The organism is Trueperaceae bacterium, assembly GCA_023954415.1.
Lineage (GTDB): Bacteria > Deinococcota > Deinococci > Deinococcales > Trueperaceae > JAAYYF01.
In genome coordinates this window covers 65655-89980 of record JAMLIB010000009.1, presented here as the reverse complement: position 1 = coordinate 89980, position 24326 = coordinate 65655, and the positions used below count along the sequence as shown (strand labels likewise).

Sequence of the window (24326 nt, the reverse complement as noted above, 5' to 3'; positions counted from 1 at the left end):
CTCACTGCTCCTGACGGCCCTCGTACGTGGGGGTCAGCATGGCCCACGTGCGGAACGGGGCCAGGTCGACGACCTCGCCTCCGAGGGTGCGGAACTGCACGCCCTTACCGGTCGAGAGCACCCACCGACCGGGTTCGGCGCGACCCCTCAAGTAGAGCGTCGCCTCGCCACCCTCGAGCGGGATGTACAGACGCCCTTCCGTGTCGCCCGGCAGCACGCGCGCAGTGATCTCGCCCACCAACACCGCGTCATAGAGCATGATCTGACCGTCAGGGTGACTGGCCGGCGTGCCGTCGCGCACCCAACGGTAGGCGTTGAGCACGGCGTCGTACCGGAAACCCGACGTGTAGGCGCCGCTGTACCTGACGCTCACTTCCGTTACCGCCACAGCGGCGTCCGTCGGCTGGAACACCTGCCCGCTCACGACCTGAGACGTCTCGGGAACTAGGCGCAGCATCGCCGACTTGAGGTCCGGGCCCGAGCCGTAGAGGTTGTATGGCGCGGAACGCTCCCCTTCGCGCGTGAAGAGCGGACCGTTGTTGTAGGCGTTCAGGGTCGGCAGCGAAGAGTTGGCGATGGCGATCATCGCACCGGGCGAACCGCCATCGTGCACGAGCACGGCCTGGCTCGTCTGCGCCAGCTCGACGAAATAGTCGCGGGCACTCCTGACCGGTCCGACGCGCCGGGGAAAGTTGCTGTCGTACAAGGCCATCAGTCTCGTCAGGCCGCCTTCCACGGGCATCTCGACGATCATGCTCGCCTCGCGCAGGCCGGTCTGCGGGTAGCCGCCGACGTTGTCGACCAGGACGGCCAACGGCCTCTCGCGAGTGAAGGAGAACGGCAGGCGCGCAGCCTGGGCGGGAGCGCCCGTCCCCTGTCCCACGCCGTCCGGCCCCGCGTTGAGACCGCGACCGTCGGCCGTCGCGTTCGGGTCGAGGGGGCCGGTCTGGCCGGCCGTAGAAGCGTTGCCGCCGGGCGTGCGGTTGTTCTGGACGGTGGCGGCCACGTCGGTATCGCCCGTACGTGTACCGTCTGCACCCGGAGCACCGACCGCGGTGATGGCCGAGACGATGTCGGCCCTGACGGCGGGCGCCGGGATCTCGGCGACCTGCGCGACGGCTACCTGGGGGACGACGCTCACGTCGCGCCGTGTGCCGACCTGGGCGGTGGCCGTGGGCTCGGCGAGCGGACGCGTACCGGCGACGCTGGCCGCGACGCCCGAGGTGGAGAGGGCGGTTCCGCTCGCTATCTGGGCGGAGACCGCCGGGGCGGCCAAGGCCGTGCTTGCCGCGACGGCCGCTTGGGCGGTCGGGGCCGCGAGCCCGACGGACTGAGCCACCTGGGCGCTCGCCGTCGGGGCCGAGATCGTCTGCGGAGCGGCGATGGCGGCGCTCACCTGCGGGTTGGTCAGCGCAGCGGCCTCACTCACGGTAGCGGTCGGCTGGGCCGCGACCGAACGCGCGGCCGTCACGTTGGCGCTCGCGGGCGGTGTGGGGATGACGACGGGGTCGACGAGCGGACGAGGCGCGATGGCCACCGGATCGATCTCGGGCAACGGGGTGGCCGGAGCCTCGGCGAGCGGCAACGGCTCGGTAGGCGGCGCAGCCTCCACGACCTGCGGGGTCGGCGCGGGTGCCAGAGGCGCCTCGGCGGCAGCGCTCTCATCCGGCACGGTCTCCTGCGGCTGGGCTGCTTGGGCCGGCGGTGCTTCCGGTGCCGGCGGCTGCAACGTTATGGGCCGCTCTTCCGGCGCGGTCGTCTCGCGCTGCTCCGCTGCCAGGTCACGCGGCGTGCCGATCTGCTCGGACGCCACTTGCGGTGAAGGGGCGGGGGGTGCCGGGCTCTCGGCCGTCGGTGCCAGCGTGGTCGCCTCCGCGTATGCGGGGGTACCGACGTCTATGACGATGTACGGAGGGACCGGCTCTGGTCGAGGGCGAAGCCCATAGACGAGGGCAACGAGCAGGACGAGCATATGGAGTGTCAACGACACCGCCATGGCCCGGCGCTTGTCCGGGTCCTGCCACGGACGCACCTCGCGGTGAATATCGCTCGTCATGCCGGCCCTTCCACCATCATCCGCCGGTCGAGATGGCTATGCGTTGGGCCCCGGCCTGTTTGATGAGGTCCATGATGCGCACCGCGGTGCCGTGCGGGAGCTCCCTGTCGGCGCGGAGGACGATGGTCGAGTTGCCCGAGCGGTTTATCTCGGCCCTGACCATCTCTACCAGCTCGGCTTCGCTCACGCGAGCGCCCGCGAAGTACACGGCGCCGTCCTTCATGACGGTAACGGTTGGGAGGTTCGATGGCTCCGCAACGCTCATCTGGGCGTCAGGCAGGTCGACGGGCAACCCCGTCTCGACGGTGATGAACGTGGTCGAGACCATGAAGAAGATGATGAGCAGGAACACGACGTCGACCATCGGCGTGAGGTCGAGCTCCGGGTCGATGGCGAGCCTCCGCCCGCGTCTGAGTCTCGCTCTGGACACGGTTCAGGCCTGCGGGGCCGGACGCACCCCGCGCATGTCGACGTTGCGTTCGGTTTGCTGCTCGCCGCCCTGCCTGTAGGTCGTCGCCCCGGCTTCCTCGCGCCTGTCGGCGACAGCCCGCACGATGTTGCCCATCAGCTCCTCGCGACGCTTGTCGATGTCGCCGAGGAGCTTCGACACCAGGCTGTTCAGGTAGCCGTGACCGACCAGGACGGGGATGGCGACGATGAGGCCCGCGGCCGTCGTCACGAGCGCCTGGCCGATGCCGTAGGCGAGCTGCCCGGCATCGCCGGAGCCGTGCAAGGAGATCTCGGAGAACGAGATGATCATGCCCGTCACGGTGCCGAGGAGGCCGAGCATGGGGAGGATCTTGGCCATGATCGCGAGCGGGGTCAGCCCGCGCGTGAGGTTCTGCTCCTCGCTGATGATGGCTTCCTCGAACGCGGCTTCCACCGCCGGCCTGCCGTACGGCAACCGCTCCAGGGCCGCCTTCAGGACCCGCGCCGTAGGCCCGCCGTGGCGCTCGCACGCGTCGAGCGCGGAGTCCAGGTCGCGCTCGCGTACGGCGGCGTTGACGCGCAGCATGAGGCTCGAGGTGTCCGAGCGCTCGCGGTTGAGCTTCAGTAGCCGCTCGACGAAGAGGTAGACGGCGTAGATCGATACCAGGATGATGACGACGAGGATCGGTCCGCCGCTTAGGAGTAGCTCAGTAACAGTCATTCCACGCTCCTTGCGCGGTTTACAGCTTGCGCCATGCTAGCGCGCCGCACATGAGAAACGCGTAGCGCGACGGTATTGGTCCGACCAGTCCGATCAGCCCGTGTTCCGCATGCCCGCGCTCACACCCATCAGCGAGAGCATCACCCCGTACGCGAGCGCCTCGCGGTCCGGGCCCTCGGGCGGCTGCCGCCTGAGGCGGCGCAGGAGCTCGACCTGCAGGCGGCTGATGGGGTCGACGTACGGGTTGCGCAGTTGCAAGGCCCGCGCCAGCACCGGGTCCTGGGCGAGCAGCGGGGCGCCCGTGATCTCCTCCACCAGCGCGGTCGTCTGGGCGTGGTGGCGTTCGATGCGCTCCCCGAAGTGCCGCAGCGAGGCGTCGACGAGGCCGAGGTACGCCCGGAAGATGGGCATGTCGGCCTTCGCTAAGCTCATCTGCGCGAAATCGATCATCGTCGTGAAGAACGGCCATTCACGGTACATCTCGCGCCCCGGCTCCGGCCCGATGGCCTCGAGGGCCGCCCCAAGGCCGTACCAGCCCGGGAGGTTGGCGCGGCACTGGGTGAAGGCGAACACCCACGGGATGGCGCGCAGGTTGGCCATGCTCGGGGCGCCGGCGCGGCGCGTCGGGCGCGAGCCGAGGTTGAGCTGGGCGAGCTCCTCGATGGGCGTGACCTGCTTGAAGAACTCCATGAACCCCTCGTCCTGCACGAGCGACCGGTAGCGGGTCATGGCCGCCTCCGCGCCCGCGTCCATGGCGGCGCGGTAACGCTCGTCGACGGTGGGGAGCTCACGCGCGTCGCGGGCGCTGGCCAGGATGAAGGCGTGCATCACCTGCTCGAGGTGGCGGTGAGCGAGGTCGGGGTCGGAGTAGCGGTCGGACAGCGCCTCGCCCTGCTCCGTGAGGCGCATGCGTCCTGCCAGGCTGCCAGGCGGTTGGGCGAGGATGGCCGCGCCGGCAGGTCCCCCTCCCCTACCGATGCTCGTGCCGCGCCCGTGGAAGATGCGCAGCGGGACGCCGATCTCCCTGCACACCCCGGCAAGCTCCTCTTGCGCCAGGTAGAGCGCCCAGGAGGCCGACACGAAGCCGACGTCCTTGTTCGAATCCGAGTAGCCGATCATGACCTCTTGCACGCCGCGACGTCGCACGTGCGCCAGGTAGGCGGGGACGGCGAAGAGCTCACGCATCACTCCCGGCGCCGCGCGCAGGTCGGCGAGCGTCTCGAAGAGCGGCGTGGCCTCGATCTCGCCGACGCCCGCCTCCTTGGCGAGGAGGAGGGCCTCCAGGACGTCTGACGCGCCCTCGGTCATGCTGACGATGGTGCTGCCGTGGGCCCCGGCGCCGTGCAGGTCGGCGGCGCGCCGGAACTCGGCCAGGAAGGCGAGCGCCCGCTCGGCCTCCGGCGCCATGCTTGCACCGCGCCCGAGCAGGGGCCGCGGCGAGGCGAGCTCGCGGGCCAGGACGGCGATGCGCTCCCTCTCCGGCAGCGCCAGGTAGTCGGGGTGGACGGCGCCCGCGGCCAGGACGCTCGCGACCGCCACCTCGTGCACACGGCTGTGCTCCCGGATGTCCAGCGGCGCCAACGGGAAGCCGAACGCGGCGGCGCGGCGCATGGCGGGCCGTACGAAGGCATCGGCCGGCCGACCACCGTGCCCGAAGCGCAAGGCCGCCTCGAGGCGCGCGAGGTCGGCGCGGTAGCCCGGCTCACCGCCGGGGTACGCGCCCGGATCGGAGCCCTCCCGCACGAGCGCCTTGTACATATGCTCGAGCCACCGGCGGTACGGCTCACCCTCGAAGCGCGGGCTGCGGCCCTCGGAGTCGTCGCGCAGCGCCAGCGCCGCGCGGAACTCCTCCGTGAGCATCAGCCGGCCCTCCCACTGGGAGAGGCGCTGCACGAGGCCCTCCACGTCCGCGACGTAGGCCTCGTTGGCCACCCCCGCCTGCAGGGCGAACGCCTCGCGCATGACCTCGGGGGTCACGTAAGGATTGCCGTCGCGGTCGCCGCCGATCCAGGAGCGGAAGCGCAGGACCGGCGCAGGGGCGTCGCTCGGTGGGCCGCGGTGGCCGGCGCGGCCGGTGGCGCCTTCGGGGAAGTACGCGTCGAGCGCCTCCTCTAGCTCGGCCATCAGGCGCGGCACCACGTCGAGCAGCGAGCGCCTGAAGTAGTAGAGCGCGCTCTTCACCTCGTCGAGGACGCTCGGTCGCTCGAGCGCCACCTCGCGGGTGAGCCAGAGCGTGGCGATCTCGGCGTGGATGCTCTCCTTGAGGACCTCCCTGGCGCGGGGCGCCAGCTCCGTCTCGTGCAGGCGCCTGAGCGCCTCGCCGATGCGCTCGAGCTTGAGCCTGACCGTGTAGCGCTTCACCTCGGTGGGGTGGGCCGTGACGGTGAGCTGCAGGTCGAGGTCGCGCAGGAACGCCGCGGCCTCCTTGCGGTTCAGCCCGAGGTCGCGCAGGGCCTTCACGGCGGCCGCGAGGCTCTCGGCACGGGGCTCGTCGACGGTGGCGCCGCGCTCGCGGTGACGGTTGACGCGGACGCGGTGGATCTCCTCGGCGAGGTTGACGAGCTGGAAGTAGACGGTGAAGGCGCGCACCAGCCGCTCGGCCGTCGCCGTGTCGAGCGAACGCAGGAGCTCGTCCAGCTCCGCCGCCACCCCGGCGTCGCCGGCGCGCAGCCGCTTGGTGAGGTGCCTGACGCGCTCGACGAGTCGGAAGAGGCGCTCCCCTTCCAGCTCGCGCAGCACGTCGCCGAGGGCGGTGGCGAGGAAGTCGACGTCGCTCGAGAGGAGCTTGAAGCTGGCGGCCACGACGGGCGGCTGGTCGGTCATCGCGGCACGTCCACGTCGCCGCGCTGCCGGCGCGGTCCGGCCTCGGCGGGCCCGTAGGCCGCCCGTTCGGCCGTCACTCCGGGTCCTTGTCGCCGTGCTCCCAGCGCAGGCGGGTCACAGATACGGCCCTCGCCCCGTCCAGCTCGATGGCCACCGCGCTCACGCTCGCCTGTCCGGCGGCCGGCCGGTACTTGGCCGGTAGCTTCGTGACGAAGCGGGTGTGCACCTCCTCGAACGCCATGCCGATCGAGGAGCCCTGCACGCCCGTCATGCCGACATCCGTGATGTAGGCGGTGCCCTTGAACACCTGCTCGTCGGCGGTGGTGACGTGCGTGTGCGTGCCGAGGACGGCGCTCACGCGGCCGGCGAGGTGGTAGCCCATGACCTTCTTCTCGCTCGTCGCCTCGGCGTGGAAGTCGACGATGACGGGCATGCCGCTAGGGACCTCCTCGAGGATCGCGTCGACCACCCGGTACGGGTCGTCGAGCGGGTCCATGAAGACCCGGCCCATCAGCTGCGCCACCACGATGCGACCGCCGCTCGGCACGTCGTACGCCGCCCAGCCGAGCCCGGGCGTGCCGGGCGGGAAGTTGGCGGCGCGGAGCAGGCGCGGCGTCTCCTCGAGCAGGGGGACGACCTCGGACTGATCGAAGGCGTGGTTGCCGAGCGTGACGACGTCGGCGCCGGCCGAGCGCAGCTGCTCGAAGTGGCGGCGGGTGATGCCGAAGCCGCCGGCCGCGTTCTCGCCGTTGACGATCACGAAGTCGTACTCATGCCGCACCGCCGCCAGGTACGCCTGGGCTGCCCGCATGCCTGGGGTGGCGAACACGTCGCCGATGAACAGGACTCGCACACGGCAGGATACTCCTGCCGGGACACGTGATACATTCGGGCCTGAGCATGGAGTTCGACGCCGTGGACCGCCGCATCCTGGAGATCTTGCTCGTCGACGGTCGGGCGTCGCACGCGTCGGTGGCCAAGACCGTCGGGCTGTCGGCCCCCGCCATCGGTGAGCGGGTCAAGAAGCTCGAGCAGGCCGGCGTGATCCGCGGCTACCACGCCGACATCGACCCGGTCGCCGTGGGCCTGACGATCACGGCGTACGTGGCCATAGCGCCGCAGCCGCGCAAGCCGGCCCAGCGGCTCGTCGAGCGGCTCCTAGAGTACCCGGAGATCGAGGAGCTGCACGCCGTGGCGGGCACGTACTCGTTCATCGCCAAGGTGCGCCTCGCCTCGACCGTCGCCCTCGACGCCTTCCTCGACCGCCTCTTCACCACCGAGGGCGTCGAGCGCACCGAGACGACGATGGTGCTGCGCACGAACCTCGAGCGCCAGACGCGCCTCCCGTTCGCCTGATCGAGGCCGCGAGCCGGTCGCCGGCCCGCACTCAGTTCTCGAGCGCCTCTACGAACCAGGGCGGCAGCCGCCGGTACTGCCGCCGGAGGAAGTTCGGGAAGTCGGCGTCGAGCAGGTACGTGACCGCCTGGTCCTCCTCACTCCTGACGCTCCGCCCGTAGGCCTGCACGACGCTCAGGGTCGTGCGCCAGTCGTACCAGTCGCGGTCGCGCTCCATGCGCGCCGCCACCTGCTTGTCGCCAAGGTACGGGTACGGCACCTTGCAGAGCACTTGCCAGCGCGAGAGGTCCTCGGCCAGGTCTATCCCTTCCGTCATGCTCGGAGTGAGCAGGATTGTCGGCTCGGAGGCCGCCATGTGCTTGGCGAGCGCCGCCTCCCTCCCGCTGGCGCCCTCGTGGGTGACGACGCGCCAGCGCACCTCCGCGTCGAGGTTCTTGGCCAGGTAGCTCGCGATCTTGTAGGAGTGCGCGTGCACGACGCCCTTCTCGTCCTCGTGCCGCAGGGCGAGCTCGTTGACGGCCTTGGCGAGCAGCGGCAGGTCGCGGTCCTGGTAGTGACGAGTGAGGCGCGCGACCGGCCACACCACGATGGGGCGGTTCTCCGGCGGGAAGGTCGACGGCACCGCGACGACCTCCGCCTCCTCCGGCTCGATGCCGAGGCTGCGCAGGAACGTGGGCGCGTCGAGGATCGTGGCCGAGAGCATCAGGACCTTGTCGGCGTAGGCGAACAGGAACTCGTTCGCGAGGGCCGCGACCTCGATGGGCTTGAAGACGATGCTGGCGCCGTCACGCTCGACGCGGCGCTCGACTACCCAGTCGACCTCGCCGGACTCATGGCTGTCGAGGAGGAGCTCGATGCGGCCGGCCTGCCCGTCGAGCCACTGCTTCGTCTTCAGGTGTTGCAGCGAGGCCTCCTCGCCGGCCTCCTGCTTGATGAGCAGCTCGACGGCCGTGGACCGCTCGCGCAGCTCGGGCAGGAGCAGCTCGGCAAACTCGAAGGCGAGCTCGTCGCCCAGATCGGGCGGCAGGGGGCGCTGCAGGCCGGCGCGCAGGAGCGCGCCCTCGCTCAGGACGACCTGCACGAAGCTCATGAGCGCGCCCTCGGCATTGTGCGCCTCGTCCAGGATCAGGAGCTCACGAGGGGCGAAGCCGCCGGCGTAGTTGAGTTCCGCCAGGAAGTACGCGTAGTTGAGCATGGCAACGTTCGCCTGCATGGCGACGTCCTTGGCCGTGAAGTACGGGCAGTCGTCGCACTGGGGGAAGCGGCGGCCGACGATGCACGGGGCGGCCGCGGCGTGCGTGGGCGCCACGAGGCAGTCGTAGTTGGCCCGCCCCTTGAGGAGGGCGAGGTCGGGGAAGTCGCGGACGTACTGGTCTTGCAGGACCTTCTGGTTGGTGAGCACGAACGCCGAGTTGGCCTCGCGCGCGAGCGTGACCGCGACGGCGCTCTTCCCCGCGCCGGTGGGCGCCTCGATGACAACGAAACGCTTGCCTTCCGAGAACGCCTCGCGCGCGCGCGTCAGCGCCTCGCCCTGCCCCGGCCGGAAGCGGGGGAACGGGAAGCTGGCGGGCGGCTGGCCCCTGCCCCCGCCGCGATCGGCCGCGCCATCCGCTTCGCGATCGGCTCCGAGGCGGCGGGCTCCAAGGCGGCGGTCGACCAGAGGCATGGGTCAAGCTATCACGCGTCGCCCAGGCGGCTCCCAGCGGGATAGGCGGAAGTCCACCGCGGGCGCGCGGGCTTCCGCCTCAACGGCGGTGCCGGCCTCCGATCGGCGCAGCGAGGGCCGTTCTCGCCCCGTGCATCGAGCCTCGCGCCGCTCACCAAGCGAAGGTGGGACCGACGCTAGCGTCGGTCCCACCTCGCGGTTCGCCTTTTCCTTGGTGCCGAGGAGGGGACTTGAACCCCTACAGCCTTGCGGCCACCAGCCCCTCAAGCTGGCGCGTCTACCTATTCCGCCACCTCGGCTCGGGCGCCGTGAACGCTTGCAACACCGTCCACAAGGCGAAAACGATGATATCGCCCGCGGAGGCGGGGCGTCAAGCGTGCAGGGCGACCTCGACCAGCGGCACCGGCTCCCTAGCGCGGGGTGAGGGTCGAGAGGTCGCGCCAGCCGAACGCCGTCTCGAAGTACGAGCCGTCGCCCAGTACGAGGCTCTTCCGACCGACCGGCTCCCCGCCGAGGTGAGCGTAGAAGCCGGCCGTAGGGTTGCCCTCCAGCACCCATAGGCGCAGCGACCGGAACCCGACGGCGAGCGCCTGCTCGCACATGCGCACGAAGAGCTCCCTACCGATGCCGCGGCCGTGGAACTCGGCCAACAGGTAGATGGTGTAGAGCTCGGCGTCGAAACCGTGCTCCGGTTCGCGCTCCGGCCCGCAGGACGCGAAGCCCACTACCCCTCGGCCTGACGCCGTCGCGACCAGGACGCGGCTCGTGTTGCCCGGCGCCTCGGCGGCCGCTATCTGAGCCGCCCACTGGGCCTCGCGCCGCTCGCCGGACAGGTTCGCCAGCAGGTCGTCTGGCAGCAGTCCGGCGTAGGTCTCGCGCCACGTCGTCACGTGTACCTGGGCGATGGCCGGGGCGTCCGCAGCGACGGCCGGTCGTATCTCGACCGTGGGAGCTGACTCGCTCATGGGTGCATCAGCCTACTCTGGAACCGTGGCGAACCGACGCGTTGCGCCTCACGGGCCCGTCCCGGACGCGCAGGAAGCCTGAACAGACCCGCGCCGCGTGCCTACTCCACGGCTAGCGGCGGACCCACGACCTCCATGCCGTACGCCGCGAACAGTGGGCGCGCCACATCCGGCGCGGGGGTGCCGTCGAGTTCGACGGCCGCATCGAAGAACTCCTCCATCCTCCCGGCCGGCCAGAACGCGATGACCATGCGCCCTGGCGCATGCCCGACCAGCGCCCACGCATGGGGGACGCGCCGCGGAGCCAGCACGGAGTCGCCGGGCATGAGGCGGTGCGTCTCCTCGCCGATGCTGATGACGTACTCGCCCTCGACCACGTAGAACCACTCGTCCTGGTCGTGGTGAAGGTGTCGAGGCGGCCCTCCGCGGTAGGCGTTCGCCTGCTCGATCACGAGAGAGGCGCCCCCACTGTCTCGGGAGGAGACCTTGATCGCGAACGGCATCACGCCGAACACGGACCGGCTCCGGCCAAGCCTGTCCTCACCTACCGGGATCCTCGTGCTCCTCGGAACGTCGGTCAAGCTCGCGACCTCCAACACGTCAGGATGGGTTCTGGAGGCCAGCATAGCGGGCTCCGACAGGAGTCTCCGTGACCGATGTCGGTGGCGCAGAAGCGTCGTGTCCGCACGGCGGTAGGTGGGGCCCGCTTCCGCTGGGCCAGCGCAAGGCCTCGGGCACCGGGTTGGAAGAGCGCTTGAACAGCGCTCACGCACGAATGCGCGTATGCTCGCAAGTCGGAGCATGATGACGTTCACGGCACGACAGGCACGAGCGTTGCGAGCGGGCGCGGCCGCGCACTTCATCTGCACCCTGCTGCTCCTGTTCGTGAGCCTGCCCAGCTGGGCGGCTCGAACGGACTTCCCGGGCCATCAGCATCCGGAAGGCACGTCCGAGCACGTGCACAACCTGCAGCAGGTCGGCCTGCTCAGCGCGGCGATACCGCTCGCCGAGGTAGGCGCTGCCCCCGTACGGTCACCTGTTCACGCGCTGCCACCTCGGCGAGAGCCCCGGCTCCGGTCGTGGCTGCACGAACCGACGTTGGCCCGCGGGCCACCTCCACGGCCGATCTTCCTCCAGCGGCCACTCAAGCTCGATGACCACACTCATACCCCGACCGGCCCGGCACGCCACGTTTCGACGCGGGCCCGTGCGGGTCGGGCGAACCACAATCACCCCATCCCGTCAGGAGCGACCGCATGACAAGAAGACGCCGGATCACCACCGCCCTCGCCAGCACCCTCGCCGCCCTCACCCTCACCTGCGCCGCCTACGCCCACCAATCCATCGCCGTCCTGGACGGCGCCTACACGGTCATAGTCGGCCTCCTCGTGAACCCCGCCTACACCGGTCAGATGAACGGCATCGACCTCGCGGTTCGGAACGCGAACGGCGAGGCCGTGGCGGGGCTCGAGAAGAGCCTCACGGCCGTCATCGTGGCGCCGGACGGCAGCGAGCTCACCCTCACGCTGCGGGTCAACGCGGCGAAGGAAGGCTGGTACACGGGCAACTTCATCCCTTCCGTCCAGGGCAACTACACGTTCAGGGTCGACGGCTTCATCGGTGACGCCAGCTTCGAGGCCTACTTCGACAAGCCGGCGCACAGAGACCCGGCGGTGCTCGACGCCGCCGTCATCACGGTTCCCGCCACCGCGACGCCCTCCAGCACCGCGCCATGAGGCGCGCCGGCCTGGTCCTGGCAGCTGCCGCGCTCCTCGCGTTCGCGCAGGCGCACGCCTACCTGGAGAGCTCCACGCCCGCGGGCGGCGCCGTGTTGGATGCCGCGCCGGGAACGCTCGTCCTGGAGTTCAGCGAGGAGCTCGAGGTCGGCTTCTCCACCTTCAAGCTGTTCAGGCTCGAGGACGCCCCCGACGGAGCCGATGAGGATCACGCGGCCAAGCTCAACGGCATGGCCGCCCTTCTGGTGACCGAGGTGATCGGAACCTCCGGGCCGGACGACCGCGCCCTCGCGTTCGAGTTGGCTCCCGGTCAAGGCCGTTCGGCGAAGGTCACTTTGACGCCGGCCGAGCCCCTCGCCCCGGGCAGCTACGTGCTCATGTGGCGCGTGCTCTCGGTAGACACGCACACGTTGCAGGACTACGTGACCTTCACGGTCCTGGAGCCGGCGCCCCGCTAGCTGCCGACGATGAAACCGCGCGCGAGCCCTCGGTGGGCCTCGCGCGCGGCTCACTCGGCAGCTTCGACCCCACTACCATCGCGCCAGCCGTTAGTGACCTCCACCCACCCGGCCGCGCCGGCGGCGACCTCGAGCTCGGCCGGCGTGAACGGCACGGCCGACGCCGCCGTGCCGGCGGCGGGGTAGACGACGTCGAAGCGCCGCAACGACTCGTCGAGGTAGACGCTGACGCCGTCCGGGTTGGCGAACGGGCACACGCCACCAACGGGGTGGCCGGTCAGCGCCTCGACGTCCTCGGACGCCACCATCTTCGGCTTGCCCCCGAAACGACGCTTGAACGAGCCGTTGTGGAGCCGGGCGTCGCCGGCGGCCACCACCAGGAGCGCGCGCGTCTGGTCTTCCGGGTCGTAGAACGCCAGGGTCTTCGCGATCCGGGCCGGCTCCGTCCCCACCTTCTCGGCCGCCAGCGCCACCGTGGCGCTCGACTCCGCGAACTCTAGGACCGCTTCCGCCTTCCCGAACCGCCTGAGGTGATCTTTCACGGCCTGCAACGACATCCGAGCACCTTAACCCAGTCCGGCGAGCCGGCGCCCCATTCGCCGGGCGGCCGGTTATCCTCGGCCCATGACCTTGCGGCGCCGTGAGCGCATCCACGATGTCCTCGCGAAGCGCCAGCAGGACCTGACGGTGCTCGCCGAGGAAGTGCACAAGCCGCACAACCTCTCGGCCATCCTGAGGAGTTGCGACGCCGTCGGCATCGGCACGGTGCACGCCGTCAAGCCGACCGGGGGTGTGGCTACCTTCAGCGCCACGAGCGCCAGCGCGGACAAGTGGGTCGACCTGGTGGTGCACCCTGACATCGCCACCGCCGTCGCGACCATGAAGGCGAGCGGGAAGCGGATCTACGCCGCGCACCTCTCGGCCGACGCGGTCGACTACCGGGCGGTGGACTACACCGTGCCCTGCGCGGTCCTCCTCGGCAACGAGAAGGACGGCGTCAGCCGCCGGGCCGCGGAGCTCGCCGACCAACACGTGATCATCCCGATGCTCGGCATGGTGCAGTCGCTCAACGTGAGCGTGGCGGCGGCCGTGATCCTCTTCGAGGCCCAGCGCCAGCGCCTCGCGGCCGGCATGTACGACCGTCCGAGCCTGAGCGAGCGGGAGCTCCGGGAGCTCACCCTCAGGTGGTTGCCGCGCTGGGCGACCTTAGAGGAGGTTGAGCCTCCGCTCACCGGCCTCACGGATGATATCGACTAGGCTCTAGGCATGTCCGAGCAGCCCACTCCCCCGCAGCGCCGGCGCGGCTTCCGCGGTTACATCGGCGCGCTGACCGCCCTCGCCTTCACGTTGGCATTGGCCGCCTGCACTCAGAACGTCGTCGCGCAACGGCTCGTGCCCGTGGCGGACGGGCTCAGGCAGCCCGTCGTCATCACGAACGCGGGCGACGAGCGCCTGTTCGTGGCGGAGCAGAGCGGCGCCGTCCGCATCGTCAGCGGTGGCGAGCTGCTCCGCGAACCGTTCCTCGACCTCTCCGGCGAGCTCAGCACGGGCGGCGAGCGGGGCCTGCTCGGCCTCGCCTTCCCCGCCGACTACCAGGCGACCGGGCGCTTCTACGTGTACTACACGGGCGACGGGGGCCAGACCGTCCTGTCGCGCTTCACCGTCACGCCGGGGAACCCCGACCGCGCCGACCCGGAGTCCGAGGAGGTCCTTCTGACGCAGGCCCAACCGTACTCCAACCACAACGGCGGCCAGATCGTGTTCGGGCCCGACGGCTACCTCTACGTCGGCCTCGGCGACGGCGGCAGCGGGGGCGACCCTCAGGGCAACGGCCAGGACCTCGGCACCTTCCTCGGCAAGCTCCTGCGCCTCGACGTGTCAGGCGACACCGGCTACACCGTGCCGAGCGACAACCCGTTCGTCGATAGGGACGGCGCCCTGCCCGAGATCTGGGCGTACGGGCTCCGCAACCCGTGGCGCTTCTCGTTCGACAGGGGCACCGGCGACCTCTACATCGCGGACGTCGGCCAGGAGGCGTACGAGGAAGTCAACTTCACGCCGGCAGGCACGGGCGGCGGGCTCAACTACGGTTGGAAGCTCATGGAGGGCCTGCACTGCTACGCGGCCTCGAGCTGCGACCAGGCCGGGCTCACGCTCCCCGTCCTCGAGTACCCGCACGGTCCGCAGTGGGGCACGTCGATAACTGGCGGCTACGTCTATCGCGGCGCTGACGTGCCGGCGCTCCAGGGCAACTACGTGTTCGCCGACTTCGTGTCCGGCCGCGTCTGGAGCACGAGCGCGGCGGACGGTTGGGCGCCAAGGCCCCTCTTCGAGACGGGCTTCAACGTGAGCACCTTCGGCGAGGACGCCGCCGGCGAGCTGTACGTCGCCGCGTACGACAGCGGCATGATCTACCGCGTCGGGCAGTGACGCCCAAGGGGGCGCAGCTCCCCCCTCCCTGAACGGTGTAGGCGCTGGACCCGGGTCCAGCGCCTACACGCTTCTATCGCGCGGCTACCGGGTCGGCCGCGGGGTGCCCTGCCTTAAGCGACCGGCCAGCACACCCTTGACGAGCGCGGCCGCCACCACTTCCTGAACGGCGACGGAGAGGGCCGCGAGCGGGACCTCCGGGCCCGTGCCCGTCGAGAGCACGAACGCGCTGTCGCCGTCGAACACCGTGTGCGACGGGCGCGTCACCCTCGCGATGCCGATGTGCGCGCTCGTCGCGAGCGCGTTGGCCTGCGCCTTCGTGATCGGGGCGTCGGTGGCGACGAGCACGAGCGTCGTGTTGCTGCCCGGCATGGCGGCGAAGCCGGCAGCGGCGGCGAGGCCCAACGTCTCCGGTACCCCGGCCACGAGCTTGCCCGTGTCGGGGTCGACCACGTTGCCGGCAGCGTTGCTGATGCCGATGGCCGCGACGACCGCCCCGCCGACAAGCGCGGCGTGACTGCCGAGGCCGCTGTCGGTGGCGTTGCCCGGCCCGCGGAGCTTGCCGACCGTCGCCCCCGTGCCGGCGCCCACCCGCCCTTGCGCGACGGGCGCGTCGGTGGCGGCCTCGGCCGCGGCGCGCCCCGCCGCGGCGTCCGGACGGACCTTGGCGGAGCCGACGGCCAGGTCGAAGAGGACTGCGGCCGGCACGATGGGCACGCGGGCCACGCCCGTGTCGAAACCGCGGCCCTGCTCCTCGAGCCAGCGCATGACGCCGTCGGCCGAGGCGAGCCCGAAGGCGCTGCCGCCGGTCAGCACGACCGCGTCGACCGCCTGGACCGTCTTGTCGGGCTGCAACAAGACGTACTCGCGCGAACCGGGTGCGGGGCCTAGCGCCACGCCGGAGGCCACGCAGCCGCCCTCCGGCGTGAGGACGACCGTGCAGCCCGTGCGGGCCTCGAGGTCCGTGTAGTGGCCGACGCGCAGGCCGGCTACCGCGGTTAGGGTCTCGTTCTGAAGCGCGTTCATCGCCCTGTTCCTTCCCTGTTCCTCCCCCGCCCCCACAGTCGTCTCAGCCCGTGCCTTCGAGGTAGTTCCCCACGTCGCGCGGGTCGACCTCGATGATCTCGATGCGGTCGGGAGGGGTGTCGACGGTGGCCCGCTTCCCCGTCGCGGTGTCTATCGGGAGGCTGAGCTTGATGGCCGCGTCGATGCCGCCGCCGACCGCCTGGTCGGTCGAGCGGAACGCGGTCCGCACCCCGCCGCCGCCGACGGCGCCCGTCTTCAGGTCCATGTCCTTGAACACGATGCCTTCCGGAACAGGGAAACCCTCGCCCGTGGCCGGGCTCCCCCGCAGGGCCGCGGTGACGAAGTCGTTCCAGATGTAGATGGGCTGGCGCGAGCTGTTGACCTGGTCAGTGTTGCCGTTACTCAGCGTCATACGGCTCGGCAAGCTCGTGGCGTCGTCCTTCCCGATCCACACGCTCGCCACCATGCCTGGCGTCATGCCGACGAACCAGATGTCGACCTCGTCGTTGGTCGTGCCCGTCTTCCCGGCGATCCAGCGGCCGGGGACGGCGGCGCGGTTCGAGAGCCCGAAGGCGGGCTCGCGGTCGGCGACGTTGCCGTGCATCATGTCGAGCATGATGTAGGCCGTCTGCTCGCTCCAAACGCGCGCGGAGCGGGGCTCGGCCTGGTAGAGGACGTTGCCGTCCGAGTCCTCGACGCGCTCGATGAAGTACGGCTCGATGTACACCCCGCCGTTCGCGAAGGCGGCCATGGCGGCCGTGTGCTGCAGGGGCGTCGCTTCGAAGGAGCCCAGCGCCATGGCGTAGTAGGGCATGACGTCGTAGCCGAGCTCGCGCGCCTTCTCCGCGACGGCGTCGACTCCGGCCGCCTCGAGGGCCTTGACGGCCGGGATGTTGCGGCTCCGGTTGAGGCTCGCCCTGATCGTCTGGAAGCCGTCGTAGGTGTGGTCGTGGTTGCCGGGTTCGTACGCCGGCTGACCGCGGATCTGGAACTTCGTCGGCTCGTCGACCAGGATGGTGGACTGGTTCATGGCGCCCTGCTCGATGGCGGTGGCGTAGACGATGGGCTTGAACGAGCTGCCCGGCTGCCGCAGCGCCTGGGTGGCGCGGTTGAACTCGCCCGGCGCCACGCCGTCCACGAGCTTCTGCCCCACCATGGCGAGCACGGCCCCCGTGCTCGGATCGATGCCGACCAGCGCCATCTGGGCGCCCGGCGGCACCTCACCGTTGAGGCTCGCCTGGTTGGCCGCCACCTGCGCCTGCACGTCGATGGTGGTCGTCACCCTGAGGCCCCCGCTGCTGAACACGACGCTCTCGCCGTACCGCTCGGTCAGCCAGTTGCGCACGGCGATCAGGACGGCGCGCGACAAGTCCGAGCTGACGCTCGACTGGACGACGACCTCGGCCCCCGTCCTCACGGCCGTGACGATGTTGCCTTCGCTGTCGTAGGTGACGTCCCAACCGAGCGGCTCCAGGGGGTAGCGCCATGCCCGCTCGGCCATCTCCGAGCTGATCGTGCCCTGCCTCACCATCTTGTCGAGGACCTCGCGGATGCTGCGGCGGGTCGTGGGGAGGTCGTCGTGGCGCGCGTTCGGGGCCGGGATGAGCCGGGCCAGGTACAGGCCCTCGGCGAGGTTCAGCTCGATGGGGTCCTTGCCGAAGTACGTCTGGGCCGCGGCGCGGATGCCGTAGACGTTGCCGCCCCAGAAGACCATGTTGATGTAGCGCTGCAAGATCTCGGGCTTGGTCAGGCGCCGCTCGAGCTCGAGGGCCAGCATGATCTCCTTGATCTTGCGTTCGAGCGACCGTTCCGAGCGGATGTCGTGCAGTACGAGGTTCTTGATGACCTGTGTCGTGATGGTCGAGCCGCCGCGGGAGGCGTCGCCGAGGAACTCCTCGTAGACGGCCCTGAAGAAGCCGGGCGCGTCGACCCCGTAGTGACGGTAGAACTGGTCGTCCTCGTAGGCGACGATGGCCTGCAGCGCGGCGGGCGACACCTCGTCGAGGCGCACGGGGATGCGGTTGGTGGACTCGCGCCCCTCTCCCGTGACGGGCACGATGGCCCCGATGGGCGTCACGCCGTCGCGGGCGAAGACCTGCGAGGTGGCGGAGAACTCGAGCGCGTCCAGCGACTCGAGCGACGGCAGTTCCTGGGCCCACTTCAGCCCCGAGGAAGCCAGCAGCGCGCCGACCGACAGCGCGGCCGTCAAGAGCAGCAGGAACAGGCCTTGGACGAGCTTCACGCCCACCATGCTAGCAACCGCAGATGAGCCGTGACGCCGGCTCGACGACGCCGGGGCCGCCAGGGCCACCCCGCGCCGCGCCGACCGGCCTGATCGGAGCGGCCTGGGGTCCGCCGCGGCGAACGCCCGAGCTCAAGCCGCGGGGCGCCGCGAGAAGTCCAGGTACTCCTCGAGCTTGGCGAGCGCCGCCCCGCTGTCCAACGCTTCGGTCGCGAGCGCGACGCCCTCCGCCAGCGTGTCGGCGCGCTCGGCGAGGTAGAGGGCGGCGCCGGCGTTGAAGAGCGTCACGTCGCGCATGCCCGGCCCGGCCTCCCCTGCCAGCACGGCGCGCAGGTGCCTGGCGTTGGTCGCCGGGTCGCCGCCCGCGAAGCTCGCCAGCGGGTGCCGGCCGAGGCCGACCTCCTCCGGCGTGACCACGTAGGTGGTCAGGCTGCCGTCCTCCGCGAGCTCCGTCACCTTGCTGGGCCCCGTCACCGTGAAGTCGTCGATGACGTCGCCATGCACGACGAGGGCGCGCTTCAACCCCAGGCCGCGCAGCACGGCCGCCAGCGTCTCGGTGAGGCGCGGGTCGTACACGCCCATGAGCTGGCGGTCGGCGCCGGCCGGGTTGGTGAGCGGCCCCAAGTTGTTGAAGATGGTGCGAGCCTGCAGGTCGGCGCGGATGGGCGCGACGAACCCCATGGCGGGGTGGAAGCGGCGCGCGAAGATGAACGCCATACCGGTGACCGCGACGGACTCGGCGAGGCGCTCAGGGCTCGCGTCCAGGTCCGCGCCGAGCTCGGCCAGTACGTTCGCAGAACCCGACTTGCGCGTCACGCCGACGTTGCCGTGCTTGGCGAGCCGCGCACCCCCGGCCGCGGCGACGAACATGGCCGTCGTGCTGATGTTGATCGTGTCGACGCCCGTGCCGCCCGTGCCGCAGGTGTCGACCAGCGGACCGTCGACGTTCACCGGGATCCTGATGGCCCTCGCGCGCATCGCCTCCGCGAAGCCCGTGATCTCCTCGACGGTCTCGCCCCGCATGCGCAGGGCCGCCAGCAGGGCGGACGCCTGCACCTGCGAGAGCTGCCCGTCCATGAGCCGGCCGAGGACGTCCCTCGCCATCTGCCTGTCCAGCGTCTCGCCGTCGAAGATCCGGTTGAGAAGCTCGCCGATCGGAAGTCCAGTCATCGCGTAGGTCCAGCTCCTTCCGCGAGCGCTCGCCGCGCGGCCGCGGCGTACGCTCGCTCGTAGCGGTAGTGGGCGTCGTCCCAGAACGGCCTGGCGGCCGCGGAGAGCAGCGCCCTCTTCAGGGCGAGCGACAGGGGGTGGACGCCCAAGGCGAGGGCGACGTCGCGCCGCGGATGCTTGCGCCAGACGCGCACGTGCGCGGCCCCGGCCGAGCCGGCCTTGGCCTCCAGGTCGTCAAGGAACCCCTCGTCCCAATGCTCGACGAGCACCTCCGGCAGCAGCTCGAACACGGCGCCGGCCGCCTTGAGGCGCAGCGCGAGGTCGGGATCCTCCCCGCCGTAGGAGGAGAAGCTCGTGTCGTAGCCGCCCACCTCCCAGAACAGCGCGGCCGGGACGCTCAGCGAGCGGCTGACGACGTTCCACCAGCCGCGCACGACCTTGAGCGTCCACCCCTTGCTCAGGTGGTCCGGGAGCGCCTCCCGGCTGAGGCCGACCCGCATGGGCGCCTTGTGGAGGGCGAGGTTGGCCGCCACCCAGCCGGGGCGGGGGATCACGTCGTCGTCGCTGAAGAGCAGGACGGCGCCACGCGCCACGCGCGCGCCCTGGTTGCGGGCGAAGGCGGCGTGCTTGCCTGGCGTCGTCAACCAGGAGAAACAGTAGGGCGGTTCGTAACGGGCTAGGAAACGTTCCGTGCCGTCGCTACAACCGTCGGCGACCACGATCACCTCGAAGTCGACGCCCTCCCCCTCCAGCGCGCGCAGCTTGCGTTCGAGGAGGGCGCGCCGGTCGTGGGTCGGCACGACGACGGAGACGGCTGGGGCGGCTCCGGCCACGTCCTAGCCGCGGCTGCCCTGTGTGAAGCGCAGGAAGTTCGCCAGCATGGCCGAGCCGCTCTCCGTGAGGATGCTCTCCGGGTGGAACTGCACCCCCCAGACAGGGTGCGTGGCGTGGCGCACCCCCATGAGCACCCGCTCGCCGCTGCCCGGCTCGGTCGTCCAGGCGTTGGGAACGAGCTCGTCCGGCGGGTCGACGACCACCAGCGAATGGTAGCGCGTGGCCGTGACGGGGCTCCCCAGCCCGGCGAACACGCCGGTCCCGTCGTGCTCGATGGTGGCCGTCTTGCCGTGCACGAGGCGGTTGGCGCGCACGACCCGCCCCCCGTACGCCTCGCCGATGACCTGGTGACCAAGGCAGACGCCCAACATGGGTAGGTGCTTGCCGAGGCCGCGTACGAGCTCGACCGACACCCCCGCCTCCCGCGGCGTGCAGGGGCCGGGCGAGACGATGACGCCGTCCGGGCTCAGCTCCTCGACGTCGGCCACCGCGAAGGCGTCGTTGCGCCACACGGTCACGTCGGCGCCCAACGCGGCCACGTACTGGACGAGGTTATAGGTGAACGAGTCGTAGTTGTCGACCACCAGCAGCCTGGGAGCGGCCATCAGCCGAGCCCCCGCGTCGCCATCTCCACGGCACGCCTCAGCGCGGCCAGCTTGTTCATGCACTCCTGCCACTCCGCCGCGGGGTCCGAGTCCGCTACGACGCCGGCACCCGCCTGCAGGTGGATGCGGCCGTCCTTCACGACCATGGTGCGCAGCGTGAGGGCCATGTCCATCGCGCCGCCGGCCGCCAAGTAGCCGAAGGCGCCGGCGTACGGCCCGCGCCGCACGGTCTCGAGCTCGTCGATGATCTCCATGGCGCGCACCTTGGGGGCGCCGGAGGCGGTGCCCATCGGCAAGGCGGCCGAGAGGGCGTCGAGGGGCGTGCGACCGGCCGCCAGCCGCCCAACGACCTCGGAGACGATGTGCATGACGTGGCTGTAACGCTCGACGCGCATGAGGTCCACGACCTCCACGCTCCCCGGTGCGCTGACCCGGCCGAGGTCGTTGCGGCCCAGGTCGACGAGCATCACGTGCTCGGCGCGCTCCTTCTCGTCGGCCAACAGCTCGGCCGCCAGCTCCTCGTCGTGCGCGGCGTCGCGGCCGCGTGGTCGCGTGCCGGCGATGGGCAGCGTCTCGACCCGCGCGCCGTCCGAGCGCACGAGGCTCTCCGGGCTGCTGGCCACGAGCGTCACGCCCCCCAGGTCGAGGTAGCCGAGGTAGGGGCTGGGGTTGATGGTGCGCAGCGCGCGGTAGATGGCGAACGGGTGGGCGCCGAGGTCCGCCGACAGCCGGACGCTCGGCACGACCTGGAAGACGTCGCCGGCGTGGATGTACTCCACGGCGCGCGTCACCGCCGCCATGTACTCCTTGCGCGACAAGCTGGGCTCGAACTCGGCCAGGCGCCCGGCGCGGTCGCCAGGCACGCCCGGCAACGGTCCGCGCAGGCGGTCGTAGGCGGCGTCCACCAGCGCCGACGCCCTCGCGGCGTCCGCGGCGTTGCCGACCTCGGCCGGCGCGACGATGAACAGCCGGCGCTTGAGGTGGTCGAACACGACCACCAGCTCGGGCTCGACGAACAGCATGTCCGGCGCGCCGATGACATCGGGGTTGGCGTCAGGCAGGCGCTCGTACTGACGCACGAGGTCGTAGCTCGCGTAGCCGACGGCGCCGGCCCAGAAGGCGGGTAGGTCGGGGGCGGGCCGCGTGTCGCGCACCACCTCGTCCCACATGACGCGCAGGGGGTCCTTGCTCGTGACGGTGTCGGTGCCCGTGGGGCGCGTCAAGGTGACCTGGTCGCCGCGCGCCTCTATGCGCAGCCGCTGGCCCGTGCCGATGAACGAGTAGCGCGCGACGCGCTCGCCCTGCTCCACGCTCTCGAGGAGGAAGGACGGGTGGCCGGCCAGCTTCAGGTAGGCGGTCAGCGGCGTCTCGAGGTCGGCCAGGACCTCGCGGTAGATGGGCTCGATGGGCGCTCGATGGCCGAGCACGCCCTCACCCGCTTCAACAACGTGCATGGATGACTCCGTTCGTGGACGACTCTGGGTGGTCGCGCTGCCGGTCAGGGCTCGGGCAGTCGCGTGGTGAACGGCAGGTTCAGTGCCGCCGCCATCGCCAGGTGGTTCCCGTCCGACGGTGGAGTGGGATCATGCGCGTGAGTATAGCCTCAAAGCCCCTACCTCGTGGGGAGGGCTTTGGGGCCTACTCCTTGCCATGCGGGAGGAAGAGCCCGATGGCGTGGAAGCCGGCGTCGACGTACACGGTCTCGCCCGTGATGCCGCCGCCCAGCCGGTCGGCGAGCAGGGAGAGACCGAGGCCGCCGACCTCCTCGTGGTCGATGTTGCGCTTCAGCATCGACATCTCCCCCGCCTGCGAGTAGAGGTCACCGAAGCCGGCGATGGACCGCGCCGCGATGGTGCGCATCGGGCCGGCGCTGATGGCGTTGACCCTGATGCCCTTGGGGCCCAGGTCGTACGCGAGGTAGCGCACGCTCGCCTCGAGCGCGGCCTTGGCCACGCCCATCATGTTGTAGTGCGGCACGACGCGTTCCGCGGCCAGGTAGGAGAGCGTTACGACGCTCCCGCCGTCGGTCATTAGGCGCGCGGCGCGGTTGGTGGTGGCGACGAGCGAGTAGGCGCTCACGTCCATGGCGGTACGCCAGTCGTCCCGCGTCGTCTCGACGAACGGGTGCTCGAACGTGGCCGCGGGCGAGTAGGCGAGCGCGTGCACGAGGTAGTCGAGCTTGCCGAACTCGCGGCCGACCCGCTCGAACATGGCGTCGATATGCTCGTCGCTCCCTACGTCGCACTCGACCAGGAGGGGCGCGTCCAAGCCTTCGGTGAGCTTCTCGAGGGTAGGGCGCAGGCGGTCGGACTGGTAGCTGAACGCGAGGCGCGCGCCGGCGTCGGCCAGGGGCTGCGCTATGGCCCAGGCCAAGGAGCGCTGGTTGGCGACGCCCATGACGAGGCCCGTCTTGCCGCTTAGGTCGATCGTGTACATGCTCTCTCCTTCGCGCCGGCGGTAGCGGCCGCGCGCCTCAGCCTTCCATCATCAGTCGCTCGAAGCGTTCGCGCGCCTCGGCGGCGCGTGCGCGTTCCCCGCGCGCCTCCCAGGCGTCGGCCAACCCTTCCCACGCCGTCTCGCTGTAAGGCTCGTGCTCCGTCATGAGCTGGTAGAGCGTCGTCGCTTGCGTGACGTCGTCGCTCGCCACGGCCTTGGCTGCCGCCGTCTCCAGGAGCGTCAGGTGCGACGCCTGGAGGCTGAGCCTGACGTTGTCGACCCAGTTGGAGTCGAAGCCGGCCATGAAGTGACCGGTGTAGAGCCTGATGGCCGCGAGGAAGTCCCGCATGCCGCCCGTCTCGCGCGCCTGCCGCGCCAACTGCCGGTAGGAGTCGACGTCGTAACCGATCTGGAAGCTCTCCTGGAGGTAGTAGCGCCGGTTGGCGCTCTCGACCACGTCGCCGCCCATCACCTTGCGGAGCCGGTAGAGGGTCGTGTGGAAGCTGCTAGACGCCTTCGACTCGGTCTTGCCGGGCCACAGGGCCTCGGCGACCTCGAAGGTGGTGACACCGGACCGGTGCTCAAGCAGGTAGAAGAGGAACTCGAGCGCCTTCAACGAGTCCCAGTCGAGTCTCTGCCCCTCGCGCACGACCATGGGGTGCCCGAAGCCGTGCGCGGCCACGACGCCCGTGAGCGGGCGCCTCAGCTCCTCGACGCGCCTCAAGCGCACGCCGACGGCCTCCAGGAGCTCCTCCTTCTTGACGGGCTTCGTGAGGTAGTCGTCGGCGCCGAGGGTCATGCCCTTGCGCATGGAGTTGCGGTCCTCGAGGGCAGTGAGGAAGAGGAACGGCACGCCGCGCAACTCGGAGATCTCGCGCACGTGACCGTGGAACTCGAAGCCGTCCATGGGCGGCATGGAGACGTCGGACACGATCACGTCGGGCCTCAACCCGTCCCTGAGCTCCGCCAGGGCCTCGATCGGGTCCTCGAAAGCGATCACGTCGTAACCGGCGGAGGCCAGGGTCAGCTCACTGACCTTGAGCATCGACGGCTCATCGTCGACGACTAGCACCAACGTTGTCGTCACGCGTCGAGTTTACCAACGCCCCGGGGCGCGGCCTCTATGAAGTACACGACGATGCTGCGGGGCACGCGCGGCATCAGTCGAGCCACTGCTCCGTCGTCTGGTAGTGCACCAGGGCGCTGTACTCCACGCCGGAGCCGATCGGTGCCGTCGAGAACTTGATGTCCACCACGATGTCGTCGCGAGCCAGGCCGGCCATGAAATCGTCCAGCTGGCGCTCGAAGTTCTCGACGCTGCGCGAGGTAACCAACTTGAACTTCGCGTCCATGCGCTCACCCTCCTCGAGCCG

At 70.6% G+C, this 24326-nt stretch carries 23 protein-coding genes and 1 tRNA gene; 5 read left to right on the top strand and 19 right to left on the bottom strand.

Features of this window, described 5'->3' with window-relative positions:
- Position 1: 1 nt before the first annotated feature.
- The 5 genes from M9914_11760 to M9914_11740 form a co-directional block, all read right to left on the bottom strand.
- Positions 2 to 2056, bottom strand: coding sequence for a DUF3048 domain-containing protein (locus M9914_11760; protein MCO5174852.1), 2055 nt, complete (start codon positions 2054 to 2056; stop codon positions 2 to 4).
- Positions 2057 to 2072: 16 nt separating this feature from the next.
- Positions 2073 to 2486, bottom strand: a complete 414-nt coding sequence (locus M9914_11755; GenBank protein MCO5174851.1) for a biopolymer transporter ExbD — start codon at positions 2484 to 2486, stop codon at positions 2073 to 2075.
- A 3-nt stretch (positions 2487 to 2489) separates the two neighbouring features.
- The gene (locus tag M9914_11750; protein MCO5174850.1) at positions 2490 to 3206 is read right to left on the bottom strand and encodes a MotA/TolQ/ExbB proton channel family protein; all 717 of its coding nucleotides are present in this window, start codon (positions 3204 to 3206) and stop codon (positions 2490 to 2492) included.
- Positions 3207 to 3299: 93 nt separating this feature from the next.
- Positions 3300 to 6029 (bottom strand): phosphoenolpyruvate carboxylase, encoded by a 2730-nt coding sequence (ppc, locus tag M9914_11745; protein MCO5174849.1) that lies wholly within the window; start codon positions 6027 to 6029, stop codon positions 3300 to 3302.
- 73 nt (positions 6030 to 6102) lie between these two features.
- Positions 6103 to 6882 (bottom strand): YmdB family metallophosphoesterase, encoded by a 780-nt coding sequence (locus M9914_11740; protein ID MCO5174848.1) that lies wholly within the window; start codon positions 6880 to 6882, stop codon positions 6103 to 6105.
- A gap of 26 nt (positions 6883 to 6908) precedes the next feature.
- Here M9914_11740 and M9914_11735 point away from each other — a divergent pair, with 26 nt between their 5' ends.
- Positions 6909 to 7385 (top strand): Lrp/AsnC family transcriptional regulator, encoded by a 477-nt coding sequence (locus tag M9914_11735; protein ID MCO5174847.1) that lies wholly within the window; start codon positions 6909 to 6911, stop codon positions 7383 to 7385.
- A 31-nt stretch (positions 7386 to 7416) separates the two neighbouring features.
- On the opposite strand, the gene M9914_11730 is transcribed toward M9914_11735, so the two are convergent.
- From M9914_11730 to M9914_11715, 4 genes are all read right to left on the bottom strand, one after another.
- The gene (locus M9914_11730; protein MCO5174846.1) at positions 7417 to 9051 is read right to left on the bottom strand and encodes an ATP-dependent DNA helicase; all 1635 of its coding nucleotides are present in this window, start codon (positions 9049 to 9051) and stop codon (positions 7417 to 7419) included.
- A gap of 212 nt (positions 9052 to 9263) precedes the next feature.
- A tRNA-Leu gene (locus M9914_11725) sits at positions 9264 to 9350 on the bottom strand.
- A 111-nt stretch (positions 9351 to 9461) separates the two neighbouring features.
- Positions 9462 to 10016, bottom strand: a complete 555-nt coding sequence (locus M9914_11720; GenBank protein ID MCO5174845.1) for a GNAT family N-acetyltransferase — start codon at positions 10014 to 10016, stop codon at positions 9462 to 9464.
- Between the two features lie 101 nt (positions 10017 to 10117).
- A complete protein-coding gene (locus M9914_11715; protein MCO5174844.1) occupies positions 10118 to 10642 on the bottom strand; it encodes a cupin domain-containing protein in 525 nt (174 codons plus the stop codon).
- A 630-nt stretch (positions 10643 to 11272) separates the two neighbouring features.
- Between M9914_11715 and M9914_11710 the strand changes: the two genes are divergently transcribed.
- Positions 11273 to 11752, top strand: a complete 480-nt coding sequence (locus tag M9914_11710) for a hypothetical protein (protein MCO5174843.1) — start codon at positions 11273 to 11275, stop codon at positions 11750 to 11752.
- Complete coding sequence (locus tag M9914_11705; GenBank protein ID MCO5174842.1) at positions 11749 to 12210, top strand: copper resistance protein CopC; 462 nt, start codon at positions 11749 to 11751, stop codon at positions 12208 to 12210. The genes M9914_11710 and M9914_11705 overlap by 4 nt, the downstream gene beginning before the upstream one ends.
- Before the next feature lie 50 nt (positions 12211 to 12260).
- Here the strand turns inward: M9914_11705 and M9914_11700 are convergent, their stop codons facing one another.
- Positions 12261 to 12767, bottom strand: a complete 507-nt coding sequence (locus tag M9914_11700) for a YbaK/EbsC family protein (protein ID MCO5174841.1) — start codon at positions 12765 to 12767, stop codon at positions 12261 to 12263.
- 67 nt (positions 12768 to 12834) lie between these two features.
- On the opposite strand from M9914_11700, the gene trmH reads away from it, so the two are divergent.
- Both trmH and M9914_11690 read left to right on the top strand, forming a co-directional pair.
- The gene (gene trmH / locus M9914_11695) at positions 12835 to 13467 is read left to right on the top strand and encodes a tRNA (guanosine(18)-2'-O)-methyltransferase TrmH (protein MCO5174840.1); all 633 of its coding nucleotides are present in this window, start codon (positions 12835 to 12837) and stop codon (positions 13465 to 13467) included.
- Positions 13468 to 13476: 9 nt separating this feature from the next.
- On the top strand, positions 13477 to 14640 hold the full coding sequence (locus M9914_11690; protein MCO5174839.1) for a PQQ-dependent sugar dehydrogenase: 1164 nt from the start codon (positions 13477 to 13479) through the stop codon (positions 14638 to 14640).
- 84 nt (positions 14641 to 14724) lie between these two features.
- Here M9914_11690 and M9914_11685 read toward each other — a convergent pair whose 3' ends face one another.
- From M9914_11685 to M9914_11645, 9 genes are all read right to left on the bottom strand, one after another.
- Entirely contained in the window at positions 14725 to 15666 is a 942-nt protein-coding gene (locus tag M9914_11685) for a P1 family peptidase (protein MCO5174838.1), read from the bottom strand.
- A gap of 43 nt (positions 15667 to 15709) precedes the next feature.
- Positions 15710 to 17908 carry a penicillin-binding protein gene (locus M9914_11680; GenBank protein ID MCO5174837.1) on the bottom strand — a complete coding sequence of 733 codons (2199 nt, stop codon included), beginning with the start codon at positions 17906 to 17908 and terminating at the stop codon, positions 15710 to 15712.
- A 132-nt stretch (positions 17909 to 18040) separates the two neighbouring features.
- Entirely contained in the window at positions 18041 to 19078 is a 1038-nt protein-coding gene (trpD, locus tag M9914_11675; GenBank protein ID MCO5174836.1) for an anthranilate phosphoribosyltransferase, read from the bottom strand.
- The gene (locus M9914_11670) at positions 19075 to 19911 is read right to left on the bottom strand and encodes a glycosyltransferase (protein MCO5174835.1); all 837 of its coding nucleotides are present in this window, start codon (positions 19909 to 19911) and stop codon (positions 19075 to 19077) included. Before M9914_11670 ends, trpD begins: the two co-directional genes overlap by 4 nt.
- 3 nt (positions 19912 to 19914) lie before the next feature.
- Positions 19915 to 20517, bottom strand: coding sequence for an aminodeoxychorismate/anthranilate synthase component II (locus M9914_11665; GenBank protein ID MCO5174834.1), 603 nt, complete (start codon positions 20515 to 20517; stop codon positions 19915 to 19917).
- Positions 20517 to 21971, bottom strand: a complete 1455-nt coding sequence (trpE, locus tag M9914_11660; protein ID MCO5174833.1) for an anthranilate synthase component I — start codon at positions 21969 to 21971, stop codon at positions 20517 to 20519. Before trpE ends, M9914_11665 begins: the two co-directional genes overlap by 1 nt.
- A 184-nt stretch (positions 21972 to 22155) precedes the next feature.
- Complete coding sequence (locus tag M9914_11655; GenBank protein ID MCO5174832.1) at positions 22156 to 22953, bottom strand: enoyl-ACP reductase; 798 nt, start codon at positions 22951 to 22953, stop codon at positions 22156 to 22158.
- A 37-nt stretch (positions 22954 to 22990) separates the two neighbouring features.
- Positions 22991 to 24040 (bottom strand): response regulator, encoded by a 1050-nt coding sequence (locus M9914_11650; protein ID MCO5174831.1) that lies wholly within the window; start codon positions 24038 to 24040, stop codon positions 22991 to 22993.
- Between the two features lie 73 nt (positions 24041 to 24113).
- Positions 24114 to 24305: a hypothetical protein gene (locus M9914_11645; protein ID MCO5174830.1), complete on the bottom strand. Its 192-nt coding sequence runs from the start codon at positions 24303 to 24305 to the stop codon at positions 24114 to 24116.
- Between the last annotated feature and the right edge of the window lie 21 nt (positions 24306 to 24326).